At 37.1% G+C, this 17,550-nt stretch carries 22 protein-coding genes and 1 riboswitch; of the genes, 9 read left to right on the top strand and 13 right to left on the bottom strand.

Features of this window, described 5'->3' with window-relative positions; genetic code table 11:
* Positions 1–771 (top strand): ABC transporter ATP-binding protein, encoded by a 771-nt coding sequence (locus POF52_RS00180; protein WP_034648587.1) that lies wholly within the window; start codon positions 1–3, stop codon positions 769–771.
* Positions 758–1,564: an ABC transporter permease gene (locus POF52_RS00175; protein ID WP_042452786.1), complete on the top strand. Its 807-nt coding sequence runs from the start codon at positions 758–760 to the stop codon at positions 1,562–1,564. The genes POF52_RS00180 and POF52_RS00175 overlap by 14 nt, the downstream gene beginning before the upstream one ends.
* 46 nt (positions 1,565–1,610) lie before the next feature.
* Here the strand turns inward: POF52_RS00175 and ytkD are convergent, their stop codons facing one another.
* The 5 genes from ytkD to POF52_RS00150 form a co-directional block, all read right to left on the bottom strand.
* A complete protein-coding gene (gene ytkD, locus POF52_RS00170; protein WP_271990827.1) occupies positions 1,611–2,081 on the bottom strand; it encodes an RNA deprotection pyrophosphohydrolase in 471 nt (156 codons plus the stop codon).
* 104 nt (positions 2,082–2,185) lie between these two features.
* A complete protein-coding gene (locus POF52_RS00165; protein WP_176583595.1) occupies positions 2,186–2,506 on the bottom strand; it encodes a hydrolase in 321 nt (106 codons plus the stop codon).
* Positions 2,507–2,580: 74 nt separating this feature from the next.
* Positions 2,581–3,006 (bottom strand): phage holin family protein, encoded by a 426-nt coding sequence (locus tag POF52_RS00160; RefSeq protein ID WP_013085267.1) that lies wholly within the window; start codon positions 3,004–3,006, stop codon positions 2,581–2,583.
* 79 nt (positions 3,007–3,085) lie between these two features.
* Positions 3,086–3,526, bottom strand: a complete 441-nt coding sequence (locus POF52_RS00155; protein ID WP_013085268.1) for a Dps family protein — start codon at positions 3,524–3,526, stop codon at positions 3,086–3,088.
* A gap of 163 nt (positions 3,527–3,689) precedes the next feature.
* Positions 3,690–4,163: an S-ribosylhomocysteine lyase gene (locus POF52_RS00150; protein ID WP_013059547.1), complete on the bottom strand. Its 474-nt coding sequence runs from the start codon at positions 4,161–4,163 to the stop codon at positions 3,690–3,692.
* Between the two features lie 150 nt (positions 4,164–4,313).
* Here POF52_RS00150 and yidD point away from each other — a divergent pair, with 150 nt between their 5' ends.
* Positions 4,314–4,541, top strand: a complete 228-nt coding sequence (yidD, locus tag POF52_RS00145; RefSeq protein WP_013059548.1) for a membrane protein insertion efficiency factor YidD — start codon at positions 4,314–4,316, stop codon at positions 4,539–4,541.
* Positions 4,542–4,544: 3 nt separating this feature from the next.
* Here the strand turns inward: yidD and POF52_RS00140 are convergent, their stop codons facing one another.
* Complete coding sequence (locus POF52_RS00140; protein ID WP_013085269.1) at positions 4,545–5,117, bottom strand: beta-class carbonic anhydrase; 573 nt, start codon at positions 5,115–5,117, stop codon at positions 4,545–4,547.
* Positions 5,118–5,236: 119 nt separating this feature from the next.
* Between POF52_RS00140 and POF52_RS00135 the strand changes: the two genes are divergently transcribed.
* Both POF52_RS00135 and POF52_RS00130 read left to right on the top strand, forming a co-directional pair.
* A complete protein-coding gene (locus POF52_RS00135; RefSeq protein WP_271989001.1) occupies positions 5,237–6,424 on the top strand; it encodes a GTP-binding protein in 1,188 nt (395 codons plus the stop codon).
* Positions 6,425–6,507: 83 nt separating this feature from the next.
* Entirely contained in the window at positions 6,508–7,467 is a 960-nt protein-coding gene (locus tag POF52_RS00130) for a metal ABC transporter substrate-binding protein (protein WP_271989000.1), read from the top strand.
* Positions 7,468–7,496: 29 nt separating this feature from the next.
* On the opposite strand, the gene POF52_RS00125 is transcribed toward POF52_RS00130, so the two are convergent.
* Complete coding sequence (locus tag POF52_RS00125) at positions 7,497–7,742, bottom strand: type B 50S ribosomal protein L31 (protein ID WP_013059552.1); 246 nt, start codon at positions 7,740–7,742, stop codon at positions 7,497–7,499.
* A 152-nt stretch (positions 7,743–7,894) separates the two neighbouring features.
* Here POF52_RS00125 and POF52_RS00120 point away from each other — a divergent pair, with 152 nt between their 5' ends.
* Together POF52_RS00120 and POF52_RS00115 are read left to right on the top strand one after the other, a co-directional pair.
* Positions 7,895–9,229, top strand: a complete 1,335-nt coding sequence (locus tag POF52_RS00120; RefSeq protein ID WP_271988997.1) for a cytochrome ubiquinol oxidase subunit I — start codon at positions 7,895–7,897, stop codon at positions 9,227–9,229.
* Positions 9,230–9,244: 15 nt separating this feature from the next.
* On the top strand, positions 9,245–10,282 hold the full coding sequence (locus tag POF52_RS00115; RefSeq protein WP_271988995.1) for a cytochrome d ubiquinol oxidase subunit II: 1,038 nt from the start codon (positions 9,245–9,247) through the stop codon (positions 10,280–10,282).
* 30 nt (positions 10,283–10,312) lie between these two features.
* On the opposite strand, the gene POF52_RS00110 is transcribed toward POF52_RS00115, so the two are convergent.
* Genes POF52_RS00110 through POF52_RS00100 form a run of 3 tightly spaced genes read right to left on the bottom strand, consistent with a single transcriptional unit; the run spans position 10,313 to position 11,878 of the window.
* Positions 10,313–10,771, bottom strand: a complete 459-nt coding sequence (locus POF52_RS00110) for a flavodoxin (RefSeq protein ID WP_251530628.1) — start codon at positions 10,769–10,771, stop codon at positions 10,313–10,315.
* 15 nt (positions 10,772–10,786) lie between these two features.
* Positions 10,787–11,542 (bottom strand): hypothetical protein, encoded by a 756-nt coding sequence (locus POF52_RS00105; protein ID WP_255323337.1) that lies wholly within the window; start codon positions 11,540–11,542, stop codon positions 10,787–10,789.
* A gap of 54 nt (positions 11,543–11,596) precedes the next feature.
* The gene (locus tag POF52_RS00100; RefSeq protein WP_013059557.1) at positions 11,597–11,878 is read right to left on the bottom strand and encodes a DUF2325 domain-containing protein; all 282 of its coding nucleotides are present in this window, start codon (positions 11,876–11,878) and stop codon (positions 11,597–11,599) included.
* 207 nt (positions 11,879–12,085) lie between these two features.
* On the opposite strand from POF52_RS00100, the gene POF52_RS00095 reads away from it, so the two are divergent.
* Both POF52_RS00095 and POF52_RS00090 read left to right on the top strand, forming a co-directional pair.
* Positions 12,086–12,244, top strand: coding sequence for a DUF1540 domain-containing protein (locus tag POF52_RS00095; protein WP_013059558.1), 159 nt, complete (start codon positions 12,086–12,088; stop codon positions 12,242–12,244).
* A gap of 66 nt (positions 12,245–12,310) precedes the next feature.
* Positions 12,311–12,514: a hypothetical protein gene (locus POF52_RS00090; RefSeq protein ID WP_013059559.1), complete on the top strand. Its 204-nt coding sequence runs from the start codon at positions 12,311–12,313 to the stop codon at positions 12,512–12,514.
* A gap of 29 nt (positions 12,515–12,543) precedes the next feature.
* Here the strand turns inward: POF52_RS00090 and POF52_RS00085 are convergent, their stop codons facing one another.
* The 3 genes from POF52_RS00085 to menC all read right to left on the bottom strand — a co-directional run bounded on the left by POF52_RS00085 (position 12,544) and on the right by menC (position 17,549).
* A complete protein-coding gene (locus tag POF52_RS00085) occupies positions 12,544–13,587 on the bottom strand; it encodes a ribonucleotide-diphosphate reductase subunit beta (RefSeq protein WP_013059560.1) in 1,044 nt (347 codons plus the stop codon).
* Between the two features lie 16 nt (positions 13,588–13,603).
* Positions 13,604–15,847 carry a ribonucleoside-diphosphate reductase subunit alpha gene (locus tag POF52_RS00080; RefSeq protein ID WP_016765778.1) on the bottom strand — a complete coding sequence of 748 codons (2,244 nt, stop codon included), beginning with the start codon at positions 15,845–15,847 and terminating at the stop codon, positions 13,604–13,606.
* Between the two features lie 133 nt (positions 15,848–15,980).
* A riboswitch (cobalamin riboswitch) is annotated at positions 15,981–16,166 on the bottom strand.
* Positions 16,167–16,445: 279 nt separating this feature from the next.
* Complete coding sequence (gene menC / locus POF52_RS00075) at positions 16,446–17,549, bottom strand: o-succinylbenzoate synthase (RefSeq protein WP_271988977.1); 1,104 nt, start codon at positions 17,547–17,549, stop codon at positions 16,446–16,448.
* Between the last annotated feature and the right edge of the window lies 1 nt (position 17,550).

Here is a 17,550-nt window from a genome sequence, read left to right as displayed (position 1 = left end):
ATGACAAAACTTCACATTCAAGATGTTCAGCATATGTATCTTACGACAAAGTCTGCTACCACTGCACTTGAACATATTAATTTGTCTATTGAAGAAGGAGAATTTGTTTCCTTTCTCGGCCCAAGCGGATGTGGAAAAACGACGCTTCTATCGATTATTGCAGGCTTGATTGAACCAACGTCCGGCTTTGTCACAATAGACGGTGAAAATATCGGAACATCAGTCCCAAACATCGGTTATATGCTTCAACAAGATTATTTGTTTCCGTGGAAAACCATTAAAGAAAATATTTTACTTGGGCTTGAAATTCGCGGACAGCTAACAGATAAAACAGAGAGTAAAGCACTGTTACTCCTAAAAGAAATTGGTTTACAGGGCGTAGGTGACCTATATCCGCATCAGTTATCCGGAGGCATGAGACAGCGTGTCGCTTTAGTCCGAACACTTGCCATTGACCCCGCTATTTTACTCTTAGATGAACCTTTTTCAGCACTTGATTTTCAAACAAAACTTAAGCTTGAAGAACTTGTCTCCAAAACGCTGATGACTTATCAAAAAACGGCCGTTTTGGTCACGCATGATATCGGCGAAGCTATTGCCATGAGCAGCCGAATCTTTTTATTCTCAGCAAAACCGGGAAAAATCGCAAAAACATTTACGGTTCCTTCTATTTTACGAACTCTCTCTCCGTTTGAAGCACGACAGCATCCTGTCTATAACGATTTATTTATGGACATATGGAAGGAGCTTGATCAACTTGAAACCCACTAGCTCCCTAGATACTCTTCACGAAAGCTACCTTCGCAAGGTTCGGGGCGAAAAACGATTAGTACTGAGCGTGCAGCTGGTCATGTTCTTAGCCTTTTTTAGCTTCTGGGAACTGGCTTCTCGTTTAAAGTGGATTGACCCTTTAATTTTCAGTTCCCCTACTAAAGTATGGCATTTATTTTTAATTAAACTTGCCGACGGCTCGCTGGCAGCACATATTGGTTTTACATTATTTGAAACGGTTCTTGGCTTCATTTTAGGCACATTACTAGGTATTTTACTTGCAACGGCCCTTTGGTATTCAACGAGGCTTGCAAACATATTAGACCCTTACCTCGTTATTTTAAACGCCATGCCAAAAGTAGCGCTGGGCCCTATTTTAATTGTAGCGATCGGTCCAGGATTTTTCTCAATCTTAACGATGGGGGCGATTATATCCGTTATTATTACATCCATCGTCGTTTACACAGCATTTAAAGAAGTTGATCCAAACTATATTAAATTACTAAAAAGCTTTGGGGCAACGAAAACCCGCTGTTTTAAAGAAGCCATTTTGCCAGCTTCCATGCCCGCCATTATTTCCACATTTAAAGTAAATGTCGGCTTATCTTGGGTAGGAGTCATCGTAGGAGAATTTTTAGTTTCTTCGAAAGGGCTTGGATATATGATTATTTATGGTTTCCAAGTCTTCAACTTTACTCTTGTTCTTCTCAGCTTATTATTAATTGCCATTTTCGCTACGATTATGTATCAAGGCGTTGCTTATTTAGAAAAGAAATTGATCCGACGCTCATAAAAAATCCCCCCGTACAAACGGGGGGATTTTCATTGATAGGATACTTTTACAAAAGTGTTCGCTTTACATATTTCATTACATATTGTAAAACATTATCTTTCATGATGAAGCTGTATGCATCATCTTGTTGAATGCCCGAAGGTAGTTCATCAATCATTACGGGACCATCCGTTTCCATGTAGTCTTCTTTTTTAATTACATTTCCAATAGTAGCAAAATAAATGTTTTTAATAATGGTCTTTCCTTTACTTACTACTTTATATTGCCCAATATAAGTTAAAGAAGAGACTTCTCCGCCTGTTTCTTCAAATACTTCTCGAACCGCTGCTTCTTCTGGTACTTCATTGCCTTCTAGTTTTCCTCCGGGAAATTCTAAACCTCGTTTTGAGTGATTCGTTAGCAACCATTGATTTTCATACCTGCATACGACCCAAACATGACGTGGAGTTTTCGAGAATGGATTTTTTTCAAATGATAAAAATACTTGATTATGATATGCATCCTTAAATGTGTACATGGTCGACTCAAACTCCATTTGATTTTTCCCTTATTTTATCATACATTACGGCCATACCTGATAAGAAAAGTATGCTCGTACTTTTTTTCTTTGCTTTTTACTCCTTATTCCATTCTATCTGAAGATAAAATATTCATCTGTTTGATATGTGATTTTGTTTCATCGTCTCCTAGCTGATAAAGCATGGCATATATTTCAACTGTCGTTTTATCGTACATATCATTTTGAGAATCATGATGATATTCTAGATACGGAATATGTGATCGCCAAAAGCTTGACCAATCGCTTGAAGCACGCTGATCTAAATACGTTCTCAGCTTCTCCACTTCTTCATCTGTTGCTTCAATCGCATAATTCCAATCTGAAGCAGCATTTGACTGATTGATTTCTCCTGAACTCAGAGATATATAATATTTTTTTGTCATGAAAGATATTCAGCTCCTTCTTTCTAGTGCCAACTTATCTTTCTTATTTGTATCTTATTCTTTTTTTATACACTCTACGATTTAAAGCGGTCTTTTAAAATCGCTATTGCTTTTTTTAGCGGCTCTGGAATTGGAATTCCTACAATTCCTGCATTTTCTGTAATTGAAATCATTTCGTTTAAAATATAGAACAAAGTAGCTCCATCTCGAATAATATGACCGTTTTCCCAGAATACGGAATCGATAAAGTTTGCTACAGCAATCATGGCAAAAATAAAAATCTTTTTGGCAATTCCTTTAAAACCTACTTTGCTAGATAAACGTTTATTTATAAAAGCTGCAATCGTGCCTGTCAAATAATCCATTGTCACTAATGCTACTAAAGCCATTAGTAAATAGTCCCACTCTCCAAATAAAAAAAAAGCCAGTGAACCTAAACTTGAGATTATCAAGACAGAAAGCTTCTGCATATCCACTTTTTTCACCCTTTCAGCAGTCATATCCCTACAGTATATGCCGGTGAAAAAAAAGTGTTCGTCCATCTTACCATAAAAAAACCTGCGATTACTCGCAGGTTAATTACTTGCCTAGGAATGATTTTAACATCCACGTATGCTTTTCTAAGCTTTGATGAATGGCTAACAGCATGTCTCCTGTTGTTTCGTCGCCCGCTTCACCCGCTGCGTCCATTCCTTCTTTTAATTCAGCAGTTAGCGTATCAAAATCGCTTACTAAAGAAGCGACCATATCTTTAGCCGTTTCGCTTCCATCCGCTTCTTTAATAGAAGAAAGTTCTAACGATTCTTTCATTGTTGCCACAGGTTTTCCTTCTAATGCTAAAAGGCGTTCTGCAAGGTCATCAATAATTGTAGCTGTTTCCGTATACAGCTCTTCAAACTTTTCATGAAGAGTGAAGAATTGTTCACCTTTTACGTACCAGTGAAAGTTATGAAGTTTTATGTACATTACACTAAAATTCGCTACTTGTTTATTAACGATTTCATTTACATTTACTGCCATTCTTTTCGCTCCTTTGTGAACTCTTTGTATAATATAGTTGTACCCTTTTTTAGTTGATTAAAACATTTTTTTCATAAAAAGAGACATTTCCCTTTCTTTAGACTTAGAGAAACTTCTTCATCTTTTTTCAAATAAAATAAGCAGCCCAGCGGACTGCTTATTTTTAGCCAAATACTTTTTCTAAATCTTCTTTGTCCTGTTCTAGCCAGAACTTCATCAAGCGTTTTGCTCCTTCTAAATCGTGAAGTTTCGCTTGACCGCACTGCTTTTCGTTTGCTGCTGGAATTTCAGTAATGTTAATTGCATCTTTTAACGTATCGTCTAACAAATCAATAATTTCACGTACAGTCGGCTCACCGCTCACTACTAAGTAGTACCCTGTTTGACATCCCATAGGCGAAATATCAATAATATCAAAGTGATCGTATTTTTCTACATGAGTACGAATATTAAAAGCTAATAAATGCTCTAGCGTATGAATAACGTCCGGCTTCATTGCTTGTTTGTTTGGCTGGCAAAAACGAATATCAAATTTATTTACAACGCCGTCGCTTCCCACTTTGTGAACACCGCAGTGTCTTACGTAAGGTGCTTTAACCGCATTATGATCTAGCTCAAAACTTTCTACTGATGGCATAATACCACTCCTTTTTTCTTCTTTCACCTATCATAACATGCAATTCCGATATATTTCATCCATTTAATAACCTTTATTTCTTTTAGTTGCTTTTTATTCTTTCTATCCCTTATAGTATGAGCAAACACGAAAGAAAGAACGTGATAATAAATGATTGCAAAGCTTTTGCTTTTACTTATAAAAGGATATCAAAAAGGAATTTCACCTTTTCTTCCGGCAAGGTGCCGGTTTTACCCTACTTGCTCCCAGTACGGAGTTGAATCCATTAAACGCTTTGGTGCCGTAAAGGGATCTTATTTGACTGTAAAACGCATTTTAAAATGCCACCCGTTCCATCCGGGTGGCATCGATGAAGTACCTGAGAAAAAATCACACTAAGCTTTAGTTGTTTTCGATTGCTTCATACCCATTTACAACAACATCTAGCTTTCCTGTATTTGGATCAATAACTAGTCCATGTACAGGAGTATCTTTTGAAAATAGAGGATGATTACGGATTGTCTCTACACTATGCTGAACAGTCTCTTCTACTGAATCAAAACCCGTTAACCATTGTTTCAAGTCCATAGAATATTCAATGGTATTAATCACTTCATCTGAGATGCCTTTTGCTCTTACTTTCTCTAAAAAAGGTTCCGCTTGAAGTTTACCTGCTCCACAGTCGTGGTGACCAATTACACATACCTCATCTGCTTGAAGCTCGTACACAGCTACTAAAATGCTTCGCATAATACTTCCAAATGGATGTGAAACAAGCGCTCCTGCGTTTTTAACAATTTTCACGTCTCCGTTGCGCAAATTCAAAGCGTGTGGAAGTAATTCTACCAATCTTGTGTCCATACACGATAAAATAACCATTTTTTTATCAGGGAATTTGCTTGTTTCGTAAAGTTCATACTTCTTTTCTTCTACAAATTTTTGGTTGAATTCTAAAACATCTTGTAATAAGCTCATCTGCTGTCTTCTCCTTCATAAAAAAAATTCTTTCTTGTATTATAATACTTTTTCCTATAAGATGAAAAGCGTTAAATCGTAATAATTATTATTTACAAACAAGAAAGTAGGTTATAACAGTGAAAAAAATTCCCGTTACCGTGTTAAGCGGATACCTTGGTTCAGGTAAAACAACTCTTTTGAACCATATTTTAAAAAATAAACAAGGTTTAAAGGTCGCGGTCATTGTCAATGACATGAGCGAAGTAAATATTGATGCAGACTTAGTTAAACAAGGCGGATTCTCTCGAACGGAAGAAAAACTTGTTAAAATGCAAAATGGCTGTATTTGCTGTACGCTTCGAGACGACCTAATGAAAGAGGTAGAACGCCTAGCAGACAATGGTGATATTGATTATATTGTCATTGAATCTTCCGGAATCAGCGAACCTATCCCTGTTGCTCAAACATTTACTTATATTGATGAAGAGCTTGGCATTGATTTAACTCAGAAATGTTCGTTAGATACGATGGTCACTGTAGTAGATGCCAATCGCTTTTGGGAAGACTTTTCATCCGGCGAAAGCTTATTAGACCGCAAAGAAGGAACAGATGAAAACGATACAAGAGAAGTGATTGATTTATTAATCGATCAAATTGAATTTGCAAACGTCATTTTGTTAAACAAAGTTGATTTGTTAACAAAAGATGATGCAGATGAGCTGCAGGCTGTTCTTCACAAATTAAACTCAGAAGCCACTGTTATCCAAACAATTAATAGTGAAGTAAGCCTTGAAGCCATACTTCATACCGACTTATTCGACTTTGAAAAAGCTAGTCAAGGAGCCGGATGGATTAAAGAATTAAATGAGGAGCACCATACGCCTGAAACGGAAGAGTTCGGTATTTCTTCTTTTGTATACAGAAGGAATCGTCCCCTTCATCCTGAACGCTTTATGAAATGGTTAGAGAACTGGCCGGTTGATATTATACGTGCAAAGGGATTTTTCTGGCTTGCTTCGCGTAATAATATGGCAGGACTTCTTTCTCAAGCCGGTACGTCCATTATGATTCAAGCAGCGGGTGAATGGATAGCAACTTACGAACCGGAAGAAAGAGAACAAACCTTAAAAGAAGAGCCTGAATTACGAGCAAAATGGGATGAACAATTTGGAGATCGTATTAACGAGCTTGTGTTCATTGGTATTGATATGAACAAAGCTGAAATAATTGAAACTTTAGACCGCTGTTTGCTGACAAATGAGGAAATGAATCAAGATTGGGCTACTCTCAAAGATCCCCTTCCTAAATTTACAGTAAGTGCGTAAATTTTTAGTTTTCAAATCGTAATAATTACGATATAATAACATAGGTCATAAATGGTTACGATACAAACGGAAGGAGCAACATAATGAAATTCAAACCACTTTTAATGGTGCTTGCATTAGGAATTGGAACAGCTCTTGCAGGGTGCAGTTCAAGCAGTGCAAATAACTCATCTGATAATAAAAACAAAAAATTAGAAATTTATACAACAATCTACCCTTTACAGGACTTTACTGAAAAAATCGGCGGAAAATATGTAGAAGCTAAAAGCATTTTACCAACCGGTGTAGACGCGCACTCATTTGAGCCTACAACAAAAACAATGGTCAAAATCGCCAACGCGGACGCATTTGTTTACTCAGGAATTGGACTTGAAGGTTTTGCAGATAAAGCACAGTCTACACTTAAAAATGAAGATGTAGCTTTAGTAGAAGCTGCAAAAGGAATTAAATTAGCAAAGAGTTCTGAAGATGAGCATGCCCACGAAGACGAACATGCCCATGAAGAAGAGCATAACCACGGAGATACAGACCCTCACGTTTGGCTTGATCCTGTTTTAGCTATTCAATTAGCAGAAAATATTAAAGACGAACTTATTGAATTAAAACCAGATAAAAAAGCAGAGTTTGAAAAGAACTTCCAATCGTTAAAGACTCAGCTTGAAGATGTGGACCAAGAGTTAAAAACAACGATTGGCGACGCACCTCATAAAGAAATTTTAGTATCACATGCAGCCTATGGCTACTGGGAAAAACGATACGGCTTAAAGCAAATTAGCGTAGCGGGTTTATCTCCTACAAATGAGCCGTCTCAGAAACAATTAGAAAACATCGTAAAACAAGCAAAAAAAGACCATATCAAATACTTTATCTTTGACCAAAATTTAAAGCCTAAAGTGTCTACGCTTGTAAAAAATGAAGTAGGAGCTCAAGCTTTAACACTTCATAACTTAGAGTCATTAACAAAAAACGATGTTAAAAATAAAGAAGACTATTTCTCCATTATGCAACACAACATTGATACGTTGAAAAAAGCATTATATTAATAAAAAAACTAGCCTCCCGGCTAGTTTTTTTATTGTAATTTATATTTTTGCTTAAAGCGTTCTACACGGCCGCCTTTATCAGCAAATTTTTGTTTTCCTGTATAAAATGGATGTGTATCCGAACTGATTTCAACTTTTAAAAGCGGATATGTGTTGCCATCTTCCCATTGAACGGTCTCATTTGATTGTTTTGTAGATCCTGATAAAAATGATGTTCCGCTATTTGTATCCATAAATACAACTTTACGATAGTCTGGATGAATATTTGTTTTCATTAAATATCTCTCCTTTAAAACAATATATACTTATTATAATCGTAATGATTACTATTTTCAAGTTATATGTTTTACCAATTCTGATGCATAAAGCGTGGTAAAAAGTGGACAATAAGGTTTATCAATACTTTACTGGAAAGGTTGAAAAATGAATGGATCATTTAGTTACTGCACGTTCAATGTTTGGTCTGAACATGGGAGTACATATCATTTTTGCCACTCTTGGCGTCGGCATTCCTCTCATGATTTTATTGGCTGAAATTCTTTACTACAAAACAAAAGATAAAGATTATGAACTTATGGCACAGCGTTGGACAAAAGGAGCTGCTGTCCTGCTTGGAGTCGCCATTCCTACGGGAACGATTGCTGGTGTACAACTAGCGTTGCTTTGGCCGGGTTTTATGGAAATTGTAGGAAAAGTAATGGCTCTTCCCTTTCAAATTGAAATTTATGCTTTCTTTATTGAGGCTCTGTTTCTCTCTATTTACGTATACGCAGCGGACCGTATTTCTCGAAAAATGAGGATTATCAGTCTAATTTTAGTAGCAATAGGAGCACTTGCCTCTGCCGTTTTAATTACCAACGTGCATGCATTTGAAGGGACACCTGCTGGCTTTCGAATTTTAAATGGAGACATTGTAAGCGTAGATCCTTGGGCAGCTTTCTTTAATCCGAGCTTCTTTGTAACGTCCGGTCACGTAGCGGTTTCTGCTTATACAACCGGAGGCTTCGTCATTGCTTCAGTCGCTGCCTTTAAAATGCTTCGTGCGCGAAAACATAATCCAAGAGAATATAAGTTTCATCATAAAGCGTTGATGATGGGATTAGTAATCGGCGGGATTTTCTCTTTTGTAACGGCTTTGAATGGACATGAATCTATGCAAAAAGTATACGAATATCAACCCGAAAAACTTGCAGCAGCTGAAGGTCTATTTGAAACGCAAGATCATGCGCCATTAGCTTTAGGCGGATTCACAGATGAAAAAGAACAGCGAGTCAAGTATGGAATTGAGTTCCCATGGATGCTCAGCTTCTTGTCAGGTAATAGCTTTAATACAGTGATTACTGGACTCAATGACTTCCCTAGGGATTATTGGCCGCCGCTTTTTGTGCATACCTTGTTTAACGGTATGGTCATTATCGGATCGATTTTAATTTTAGTGGCGCTAGTGGGCGTTGTTTGGTACAAGTTTTTAAAGAAGAAAAGCTTCCCTAAAATTTTCATATGGGCATTTGTCGCAACGGGCCCTCTCGCGATCATGGGCATTGAATTCGGATGGATTTTCGCATGTACCGGAAGACAGCCCTGGGTCATTTACCGCATCATGCGTACATCAGAAGCAGTTACCACTTCTGCTAATTTGCATATTTTATTTTTTTTATTTTTGCTTGTTTATATCGTACTCGTGGCCGCAGTCGCCCTTGTACTGGTGTTTTATTTTAGAAGAAATCCGCTTTCTAAAGAGCTTGCTGCGCAAGCAGATTAAAAAGGATGTGAGAATATGGGTGATTCATTACTAGCAATTACTGTAATATGGGGCTTCATTTTTATCTATGCCGTAATGGGAACGATGGACTTTGGAGCTGGCTTTTGGTCGATGGTATATATTAATCGTACGAAAACAAATGCTACAGATGTAGCAAACAGATATCTATCGCCTACTTGGGAAGTAACCAATGTATTTATCGTTGCGATTGTTGTTGCGCTGTTTAGTTTTTTTCCTCGAGCTACATTTACGCTTGGCACAGTGTTACTAATACCCGGAAGTATCATTTTACTTCTCTTATCTATTCGAAGCGGATTTTTAGTGTTTTCACACTATGCTAGCAGCTTCAAATATCGGAGAGCGTTGGTTTATATATCCGGTATATCCGGCGTGTTAATTCCTGCTTTTTTAATCGCTGTACTGCCAGTAAGTCAAGGTGGATTTATTGATATAATTGATGGCACGCAGCGATTAAATTTAGCAAAAGTATTTTCAAGTCCGCACGTCTATTCATTTATCGGATTTGCCATAAGCTCTTCGCTGTTTCTATCGTCTCTGTTATTAGCAGATTACTCGAAGTCATCTGACGAAATGGAAGCTTATGCGGTCTATCGGCGTGATGCGCTCATTACAGGACCTCTTTCCCTGCTAATGGCTATCTTTATTATGATTACAATGCAATCAGAAGCAAGCTGGTTATATGATAAAATGATGCAGTTTAAGCCCCTTCTTTACGGATCTGTAGGTCTATTTGTAATAGCTGGTATTGCTCTGCTGCTACCTTCTCAAAAAGGAAAAGGCATGCCTCGTTTAGCCGTGGTAGCCATTATCCTTCAATATTTCTTAGCAAGTTACGTATACGGACGAAGTCATTTACCTTATGTTGTCTATCCAAACGTAACGATTGAGAATGGATTTACACATCCCGATGCGTTTCATTCTTTATTTATTGTGTATATTGTTGGTTTTGCTATTTTATTTCCTGGATTCTTTTATTTCTGGCGTCTATTTATGAAAGATAATAAAGAATACAGCAAAAAGAAGCCATATTAAAAAACCCGGTCAGCACTTGACCGGGTTTTCTTATGAAGCAGCAGATTTTGCTACTACTTCAGCAAAACCTTTAGCAAATACCTTACATTTTTCTATATCTTCTCCAAAGGGAGAGAGCTCGATTTTCAAACCGGGAACGGCTATATTTCCATTACGTCTCTTTATTTTTTCTTCAATTAAATCAACTGCTCCGCAAAAAACATCATATGATGAATCACCTGAGCCAAATACAGCCATCTGCTTTTGACTGAGATCTATATCATCCATTTCATCATAAAGATCTAAAAAATCATCTGGCAGCTCTCCATCTCCCCACGTATAAGCTCCAAAGATAATAGATTCTGCGGATACAAGGTCAGAAGCATCAATGTCATATACTTCTGCTCGTTTCACATGCAATCCATGCTTGACTAATTCTTCTTCAATCAAATCGGCTATTGCTTCTGTGTTACCTGACATACTCGCATAAGCTAGTAAGATTTCCTTCATGTAAATGACGCTCCTTTACACCAGCAGTGTCGGCCGCATATCCACTTCTTCAGCACATTCTCGTTGAAGAGGACAGTTTTCACACTCACTGGATGCATAATTCTTTTGAAAATGTTTTGGTTCCATTAACACACTTTTGACAATATGTAGTTGAAGTATGGATTTTTGATAATCGTCTGGTGCAATATGATAAGTTGTTGTTTCTCCAGTTAATAATGAATAAAAACGAATTTGTTCAGGAACCTTTTTAAAAGCTTGTTTCGAAAAAACGATAATAAAGTCTTTCATGGCGTTTTTCACTTTTTCATGGTCATCTAGAATGAATTTTGTTACCGTATAAGACTTCTCTGTCCATGCAGCAAAATCAATGGTTAGAGAAAGGTTGCTTTGAATTTCTTCTACATAAACGCTGTATTTCTCAAACACAAAAAGCGGTAATTCCACATGTACTTTCTTTCCTAAAAACCTTAGTAAATAATCGCTTACTTTAGCTAACACATCGTAATAGTGAACGGGTGATGAAAACATATTTGGCTTTAGGCGCCAATATTTTTCAATAAGCTGTAAAACATAGAGGTTTGAGCGATACTCAACTGGCTTGCTATAGTATGTTTTAATGATTTGATGGACAGTTACTTGAACGAGCTGTTTCCAATCTATAGATGTTTTTTTCAAAAGAAGCTGCTGCTGATAAAATTTGTACGGACATCGAATAAATTGTTCGATGTGGTCGTTAGAGAGTGTTTTTATATGCACTTTTATCGGTTCCACCTATGTCTCACCACCCTAATTGAAATTCATTCTCAATAATAAATAAAAATTAAATCATGAAATTTGCTCAATCACTTTACGAATAGCACTCCATGAATGTTTGACGAAATAAATCGGTTTTTTTTGTTTTTTTGCTTTCTCTTTAATGACTTTTGCCATATTGTGATTAATAAAATCCGTAATAACTAATACAAACCCAATATGTTCGGGTATTTCTCGCTTCACCATATTGCTTTTACGGCCATCTAAATGAATTACTTCATTAAATCCTTCTCCCGCTAAACGATCTGTAATATGCTTTAACCTGTCTCCTCCTACAACCATAACTGATGACATGTTTGTTCCCTCCCAATTAATTATTCATTTAATGATTTGCCAACAACTTGTATTCTTTACTATATACACAGTTTAATTGAGAATGATTCTCTTTGTCAATGTTTAATTGATAAAAATTCTCAATTAAAATGAAAGTCTACCACCTTTCTTATAAGTTAGTTGAATTTTGACCATACTATAGCTATCACATACAAAGGAGGGTTAACGTTGGAACAAAACATTCTTTGTGAAGTAAATAACTGTCACTTTTGGAAAAATGGAAATCACTGCAGCGCAGAAGAAATTTACGTGGTAAGTCATAGCGGAAAACATGCAGCAAGCAGTTATGAAACAGACTGTAAAACGTTCAAGCCAACTGAAGCGTAACCCGCAAAAGGACAGCCTCTGGGTTGTCTTTTTTCTCTCTTCAAGATCATAAAAAAGGAGACTAATATGAAAACTGAACAACTGATTCATTTTTTTAAAGAAGAAGCAATAAAAGCAAATGAACAAACCTTTCCAATCTATGTACAATCTTTTACTCATTTATGGACATATAAATGGGGAACACTTGAAAACATTCCAGAAGAAATTGATGACTTAATTACCACACGTGCGTTAGAACTTGGCCTTATTCACTTAAAAAAAGCTGACTAATCAATAAGGAAATTAGTCAGCTCTTGTATTTATAGATCATCAAATCCATTCGCATCTGATGCTTTTGTATATTGTCTTGATTTCTGTTCAAAGAAATCCGTTTTCCCTAAATCTACCTCTTGATAAGCAATAATCCAACGAAGAGGATTTTCAATCGGTGCTTCTGGGAAAGCAGCTCGGCCAAAGCCTAATTGATTACAGCGTTTATTAGCCATGTATTCAATATACTGCTGCAGTTCTTTCATCGTGATCCCGTCGAATTTTTCTCCGATAACAGATTCCGCCCATTCAATTTCAAGACGAGCTGCCTCTTGGAACGTTTCAACTACAAACGTTTCTAGCTCCTCCGTACGATAAGCTGGATTTTCATTTAGTACTTCCTTGAAAATCTTTTCAAATAACCCAACGTGAAGCTGTTCATCACGATTGATATAGTTAATCATCGTAGATGTCGCCACCATCTTTTGATTTCTCGCAAGATTATAGAAGAAAGCAAATCCGCTATAGAAGAAAAGGCCTTCTAAAATAACATCATATACCATAGACTTCAAAAAGTTTTCAACCGTTGCTTCTTCGCTAAATGCTTTATATCCGTTTGTAATAAAGTCATTTCGAGCGCGAAGCTTTTCGTCTGTGCGCCAGTATTCAAATACTTCATCTTGTTTTCCTTTTGGTACAAGACTTGATAAAACATATGAATACGAATGATTATGAACCACTTCTTGCTGCGCTAAAATAATCATTAGAGCATTAATCGAAGAGTCGGTTACATAATCAGCTACTTTGCTAGCATAATCTGATTGAATACTGTCCAGTAGCGCCAGCAGGCCAATAATTTTTAAAAAGCTCTCTTGTTCGTCAGCCGTTAACTGAGGGAACTGCTTAATATCTTGACCCATATTAATTTCAAACGGCGTCCAGAAGTTAGCTAGCATACGCTTGTATTTAGGGAACGCCCATGAAAATCGGACGTCATCCCAGTTTAGAATATTTGAGCTCTTGCCGTTGATGATTCCTGTCGAACGGTTCGGAGCTGTTTCGTTCATTAATTCTCGTTTTAACATGCTTGTCATTAATTATTCACTCCTTTTAACTATGACAGCTTTCACATTCTTCAATCACTTCACTTGATGTTGAACGTACGTAGTAGGTCGTTTTTAACTTTTCTTTCCATGCCGTCATATGAAGATCCAGCAGCTCTTTTGCTCGGATATCATTTTGTACATATAAGTTGAATGAAATGGATTGATCAATATGGCGCTGGCGCTTGGCGTTTTGCTTAATACTCCAGTGCTGATCAATTAAATAAACGGACTTATAATACCAGTTTGTTGCTGGCGATAAATCTGGTGCCGTCACTGGGATTTTATAGTTTTTCTTTTCCTCTGAATAAAACTTACGGAAAATCGGATCAATACTTGCAGTAGAACCCGCGATAATAGATGTTGATGAATTAGGTGCTACAGCCATTAAGTAGCCATTTCTTATCCCATTGCTTTGAACTTCGTTACGCAGTTCACTCCACGCTTCGCTTGTGTATTTACGTGTTTCAAAATAAGCGCCTGACTCAAAATCTGAGCCTTTAAATAATGGATATGCACCTTTTTCTTTAGCTAAGTTCATGCTTGCCTGTACGGTTAAGTAAGCAATTTGCTCGTACAATTCATCGCAATATGCTACCGCTTCATCTGTTTCCCATGCTATTTTCTTTAAGGCAAGCAAATGGTTCCAACCAAATGTGCCAAGTCCTACTGCGCGGTACTTTTGGTTTGTTAGTTTTGCTTGAAGTACTGGCAAATCATTTAACTCAATAACGTTATCAAGCATGCGTACTTGAATTGGAATTAAACGTTCAAGCACATCCTCAGTTACGGCTCTCGCTAAGTTGATAGAAGAAAGATTACATACAACAAAATCGCCCGGATTCTTTGTAATAATAATTTTTCCGTCTTCCGTAATTTCCTCTGTTACGACCGTTGTACTTTGGTTTTGCGTAATTTCTGTACATAAGTTGCTGCAGTAGATCATGCCCTCGTGGCGGTTTTGATTAGCTCGGTTAACCGTATCACGATAAAACATATAAGGCGTTCCGGTTTCAAGCTGGGAAAGCATAATGCGCTTGAAGATTTCAATAGCAGGTACTGTTTCTCTTGAAAGCTGTTCATTATTTACACACTCAGCGTAACGAGTGCGGAACGAACCGCTGCCTTCTTCTTCATCATAAAAATCTTCTAACGAGTAGCCCATCAGCGTACGAACTTCGTGAGGATCGAATAAGTGCCAGTCTTCACGAGCCTCTACTTTTTCCATAAACAAATCTGGCAAACATACACCAGTGAATAAATCATGCGTGCGCTGACGTTCGTCACCATTGTTCAAACGCGCGTCTAAGAATGAAAAGATGTCTTTGTGCCATACGTCTAAATATACGGCAATAGCTCCTTGTCGTTGACCTAGCTGATCGACACTTACAGCCGTATTATTTAGCTGTTTCATCCATGGAATTGTTCCTGATGATACGCCTTTAAAACCTTTTATATCACTTCCTCGGCTTCTAATATGACCGAGGTAGACACCAATTCCGCCTCCATTTTTACTAAGCGTGGCCAAATCTGTATTGCTATCATAAATACCGCGTAAGCTGTCATCAATCGTATCAATAAAGCAGCTAGATAGCTGTCCGTAGCTCTTTCCTGCGTTTGAAAGTGTTGGTGTGGCAACCGTCATATATAGACTAGAAAGCGCCCAATACGCTTCTTTTACTAATGCTGTTCGATTTTCTTTCTTTTCTTGAGACATCAGCGTCATAGCAATGATAAGAAAACGTTCTTGCGGTAATTCGTATACGCGCTTATCATGTGATGTCGCTAAATAGCGATCTGCTAATGTCAACAATCCAATGTATGTAAATAAACGATCACGTTCAGGAATAATGACTGAAGCAATTTCATTAATTTCTTCTTCTGTATATGTTTTTAATAGCTGCTTATTATAAATGCCGATTTTTGTTAATTCTTGAATAAGCTGATAAAACGAACCGTACTTCTCTTTTTTATCGTAACCTCGGTTGTCCGCTGCTTTTCGATATAGTTCGTTTAAGTAGACGTCTGCCGCTACGTACGTCCAATCGGGTTCTTCCATTGAAATACGCTCTAAGGCTGCCAAAATTAGGACGTTTGCAACCTTTTCGTCCGTCATATTTTCCTTTACTGTAACAGTTTGAATAACCTTTTCCTCATACAAAGAAAAATCAAGCTGCGTAAATTCTTTTTTTAAACGTTCAATATATGCAGTTAATTCATGTAGAATTGTAGGCTTTAATGTATTCACCATAAATATGGCTCCTCTCTTCACTTCAAAATAAAAAATCGCTCACCGTACCTCGGTGAGCGAATAGAACGAAGATAGAAGAAGACACTAAGTCTTTTCTCAATCCTCGCTCTACCCTCTCACCTCCCGAAGAAGATAAAACGACATAAAAAAGGCAGGTCTCCTGACTTATGCTTCTTTTTACTTTAAGGCCTTCCCATGATGTTTACTCACAGTGGATCTCCTTATTTCATCAGCATTCACAGTTGCGGGAACAGCTTTGGATTTTCACCAAATTCCCTTTTAAGTCTTTTTATCAGACACCTTTTTCACTGGAAAACACAAAATATAGTATTTTATTATAGATTTCAAAACAACATATTGTGTTATGTTATAAACACATTATATAGGACAACTTAGAAAACTATCAACCTATTTTCAAAAATAATTTTGTTTTTTACGATAAAACTCTTCGACTTTTTTCATCAAACTATTCCATCATAACATGTTTTGACACGCTTGATGGAACAATGTGCTCTTTTAAAAAAATTTGTCCTATTTTTCTACTAAACATTGACAACCTCAATAAAAAAACCGTTTTTCATCAAAAAACGGTTTTTAATTATTTATATTTTTTTTCAAATGCTGTGATTGTTTTGATAAACTTTTTATCAATATCGTATCCTATCCCCGGTTTTCCCTTCACCTTTATTACTCCAGCTTCTACCTCTACTTCGGGCTTAATAATATCTTTTTCCCAATAGCGAGACGACGCAGAAATATCACCTGGTATCGTGAAAGAAGGCAGTGTGGCAAGGGCGATGTTATGAGCTCGTGAAATCCCTGCTTCTAACATTCCTCCAACCCAAAGTCTTACACCATGCTGGGCGCATAAATCATGAATTTGCTTTGCTACGGATATTCCGCCAACTCGACCGATTTTCACATTGATAATCTTACAGCTTCTTTGTTCAACTGCATGACGTGCATCTTCATAGCTCACAATACTTTCATCTAAGCAAATTGGCGTCTTCATTTGCTTTTGTAACAATCGATGATCAAGGATATCATCAGAACTTAACGGCTGTTCGATCATCATTAAATTCAATTCATCTAGTTTCTTCAATGAATCACTATCGCTTAAAGTATAGGCTGAATTGGCATCAGCCATAAGAGGAATGCTTGGAAATTCATCTCGAATTTGTTTCAGTAGCTCATAGTCAGCACCCGGCTTAATTTTCACTTTAAAGCGCTTATAGCCATCTTTCATGTAAGTCTTTATTTGTTCTTTCATTATGGAAATATCATTTAAGCCAACTACCACTCCAGCTTCTACAGCAGACCTTACTCCGCCAATTACTTCAGATAACGGCTTATTTTGCCGCTTTGCATACAAATCCCATACAGCACAGTCTAAAGCTGCTTTAGCCATGTTATTTCGCTTTAGAGGTTTGAATAACTTTTGAACATCCTCTGGTTTTTGAAGCTGATGATGAAGAAGCGAGGGAATTAAAAAATCGTCTAACATATGAAAACATGTCTGAATCGTTTCTTCCGTATACCAAGGAGATGAAAAAGCAACGACTTCTCCCCACCCTGTAAATCCTTGTTCATCTTCTACTTCAAGCAAAATCAATTCTCGATCCTGCACTGTACCATAGCTTGTTGAAAAAGGAGAAAGAAGCTTCATGTCAATTTTATAAAGATGTACTTTTTTTATAATCATC

The organism is Priestia sp. AB (genome assembly GCF_028369225.1).
In the GTDB taxonomy this organism is placed as follows: domain Bacteria; phylum Bacillota; class Bacilli; order Bacillales; family Bacillaceae_H; genus Priestia; species Priestia megaterium.
Note: the sequence above shows the minus strand (reverse complement) of the source record. Positions and strands in the feature narration are given on the sequence as shown.

What these genes read in the sequence shown, in the direction of transcription:
- POF52_RS00140 (WP_013085269.1), bottom strand. Translation starts at nt 5,117, where the DNA reads ATGAGCTTATTACAAGATGTTTTAGAATTCAACCAAAAATTTGTAGAA.
- POF52_RS00165 (WP_176583595.1), bottom strand. Translation starts at nt 2,506, where the DNA reads ATGACAAAAAAATATTATATATCTCTGAGTTCAGGAGAAATCAATCAG.
- menC (WP_271988977.1), bottom strand. Translation starts at nt 17,549, where the DNA reads ATGATTATAAAAAAAGTACATCTTTATAAAATTGACATGAAGCTTCTT.
- POF52_RS00180 (WP_034648587.1), top strand. Translation starts at nt 1, where the DNA reads ATGACAAAACTTCACATTCAAGATGTTCAGCATATGTATCTTACGACA.
- POF52_RS00150 (WP_013059547.1), bottom strand. Translation starts at nt 4,163, where the DNA reads ATGCCATCAGTAGAAAGTTTTGAGCTAGATCATAATGCGGTTAAAGCA.
- POF52_RS00160 (WP_013085267.1), bottom strand. Translation starts at nt 3,006, where the DNA reads ATGACTGCTGAAAGGGTGAAAAAAGTGGATATGCAGAAGCTTTCTGTC.
- POF52_RS00130 (WP_271989000.1), top strand. Translation starts at nt 6,508, where the DNA reads ATGAAATTCAAACCACTTTTAATGGTGCTTGCATTAGGAATTGGAACA.
- ytkD (WP_271990827.1), bottom strand. Translation starts at nt 2,081, where the DNA reads ATGTACACATTTAAGGATGCATATCATAATCAAGTATTTTTATCATTT.
- POF52_RS00100 (WP_013059557.1), bottom strand. Translation starts at nt 11,878, where the DNA reads ATGTCATCAGTTATGGTTGTAGGAGGAGACAGGTTAAAGCATATTACA.
- POF52_RS00125 (WP_013059552.1), bottom strand. Translation starts at nt 7,742, where the DNA reads ATGAAAACAAATATTCATCCAGACTATCGTAAAGTTGTATTTATGGAT.
- POF52_RS00120 (WP_271988997.1), top strand. Translation starts at nt 7,895, where the DNA reads ATGGATCATTTAGTTACTGCACGTTCAATGTTTGGTCTGAACATGGGA.
- yidD (WP_013059548.1), top strand. Translation starts at nt 4,314, where the DNA reads ATGATTGCAAAGCTTTTGCTTTTACTTATAAAAGGATATCAAAAAGGA.
- POF52_RS00115 (WP_271988995.1), top strand. Translation starts at nt 9,245, where the DNA reads ATGGGTGATTCATTACTAGCAATTACTGTAATATGGGGCTTCATTTTT.
- POF52_RS00085 (WP_013059560.1), bottom strand. Translation starts at nt 13,587, where the DNA reads ATGACAAGCATGTTAAAACGAGAATTAATGAACGAAACAGCTCCGAAC.
- POF52_RS00155 (WP_013085268.1), bottom strand. Translation starts at nt 3,526, where the DNA reads ATGGCAGTAAATGTAAATGAAATCGTTAATAAACAAGTAGCGAATTTT.
- POF52_RS00090 (WP_013059559.1), top strand. Translation starts at nt 12,311, where the DNA reads ATGAAAACTGAACAACTGATTCATTTTTTTAAAGAAGAAGCAATAAAA.
- POF52_RS00080 (WP_016765778.1), bottom strand. Translation starts at nt 15,847, where the DNA reads ATGGTGAATACATTAAAGCCTACAATTCTACATGAATTAACTGCATAT.
- POF52_RS00110 (WP_251530628.1), bottom strand. Translation starts at nt 10,771, where the DNA reads ATGAAGGAAATCTTACTAGCTTATGCGAGTATGTCAGGTAACACAGAA.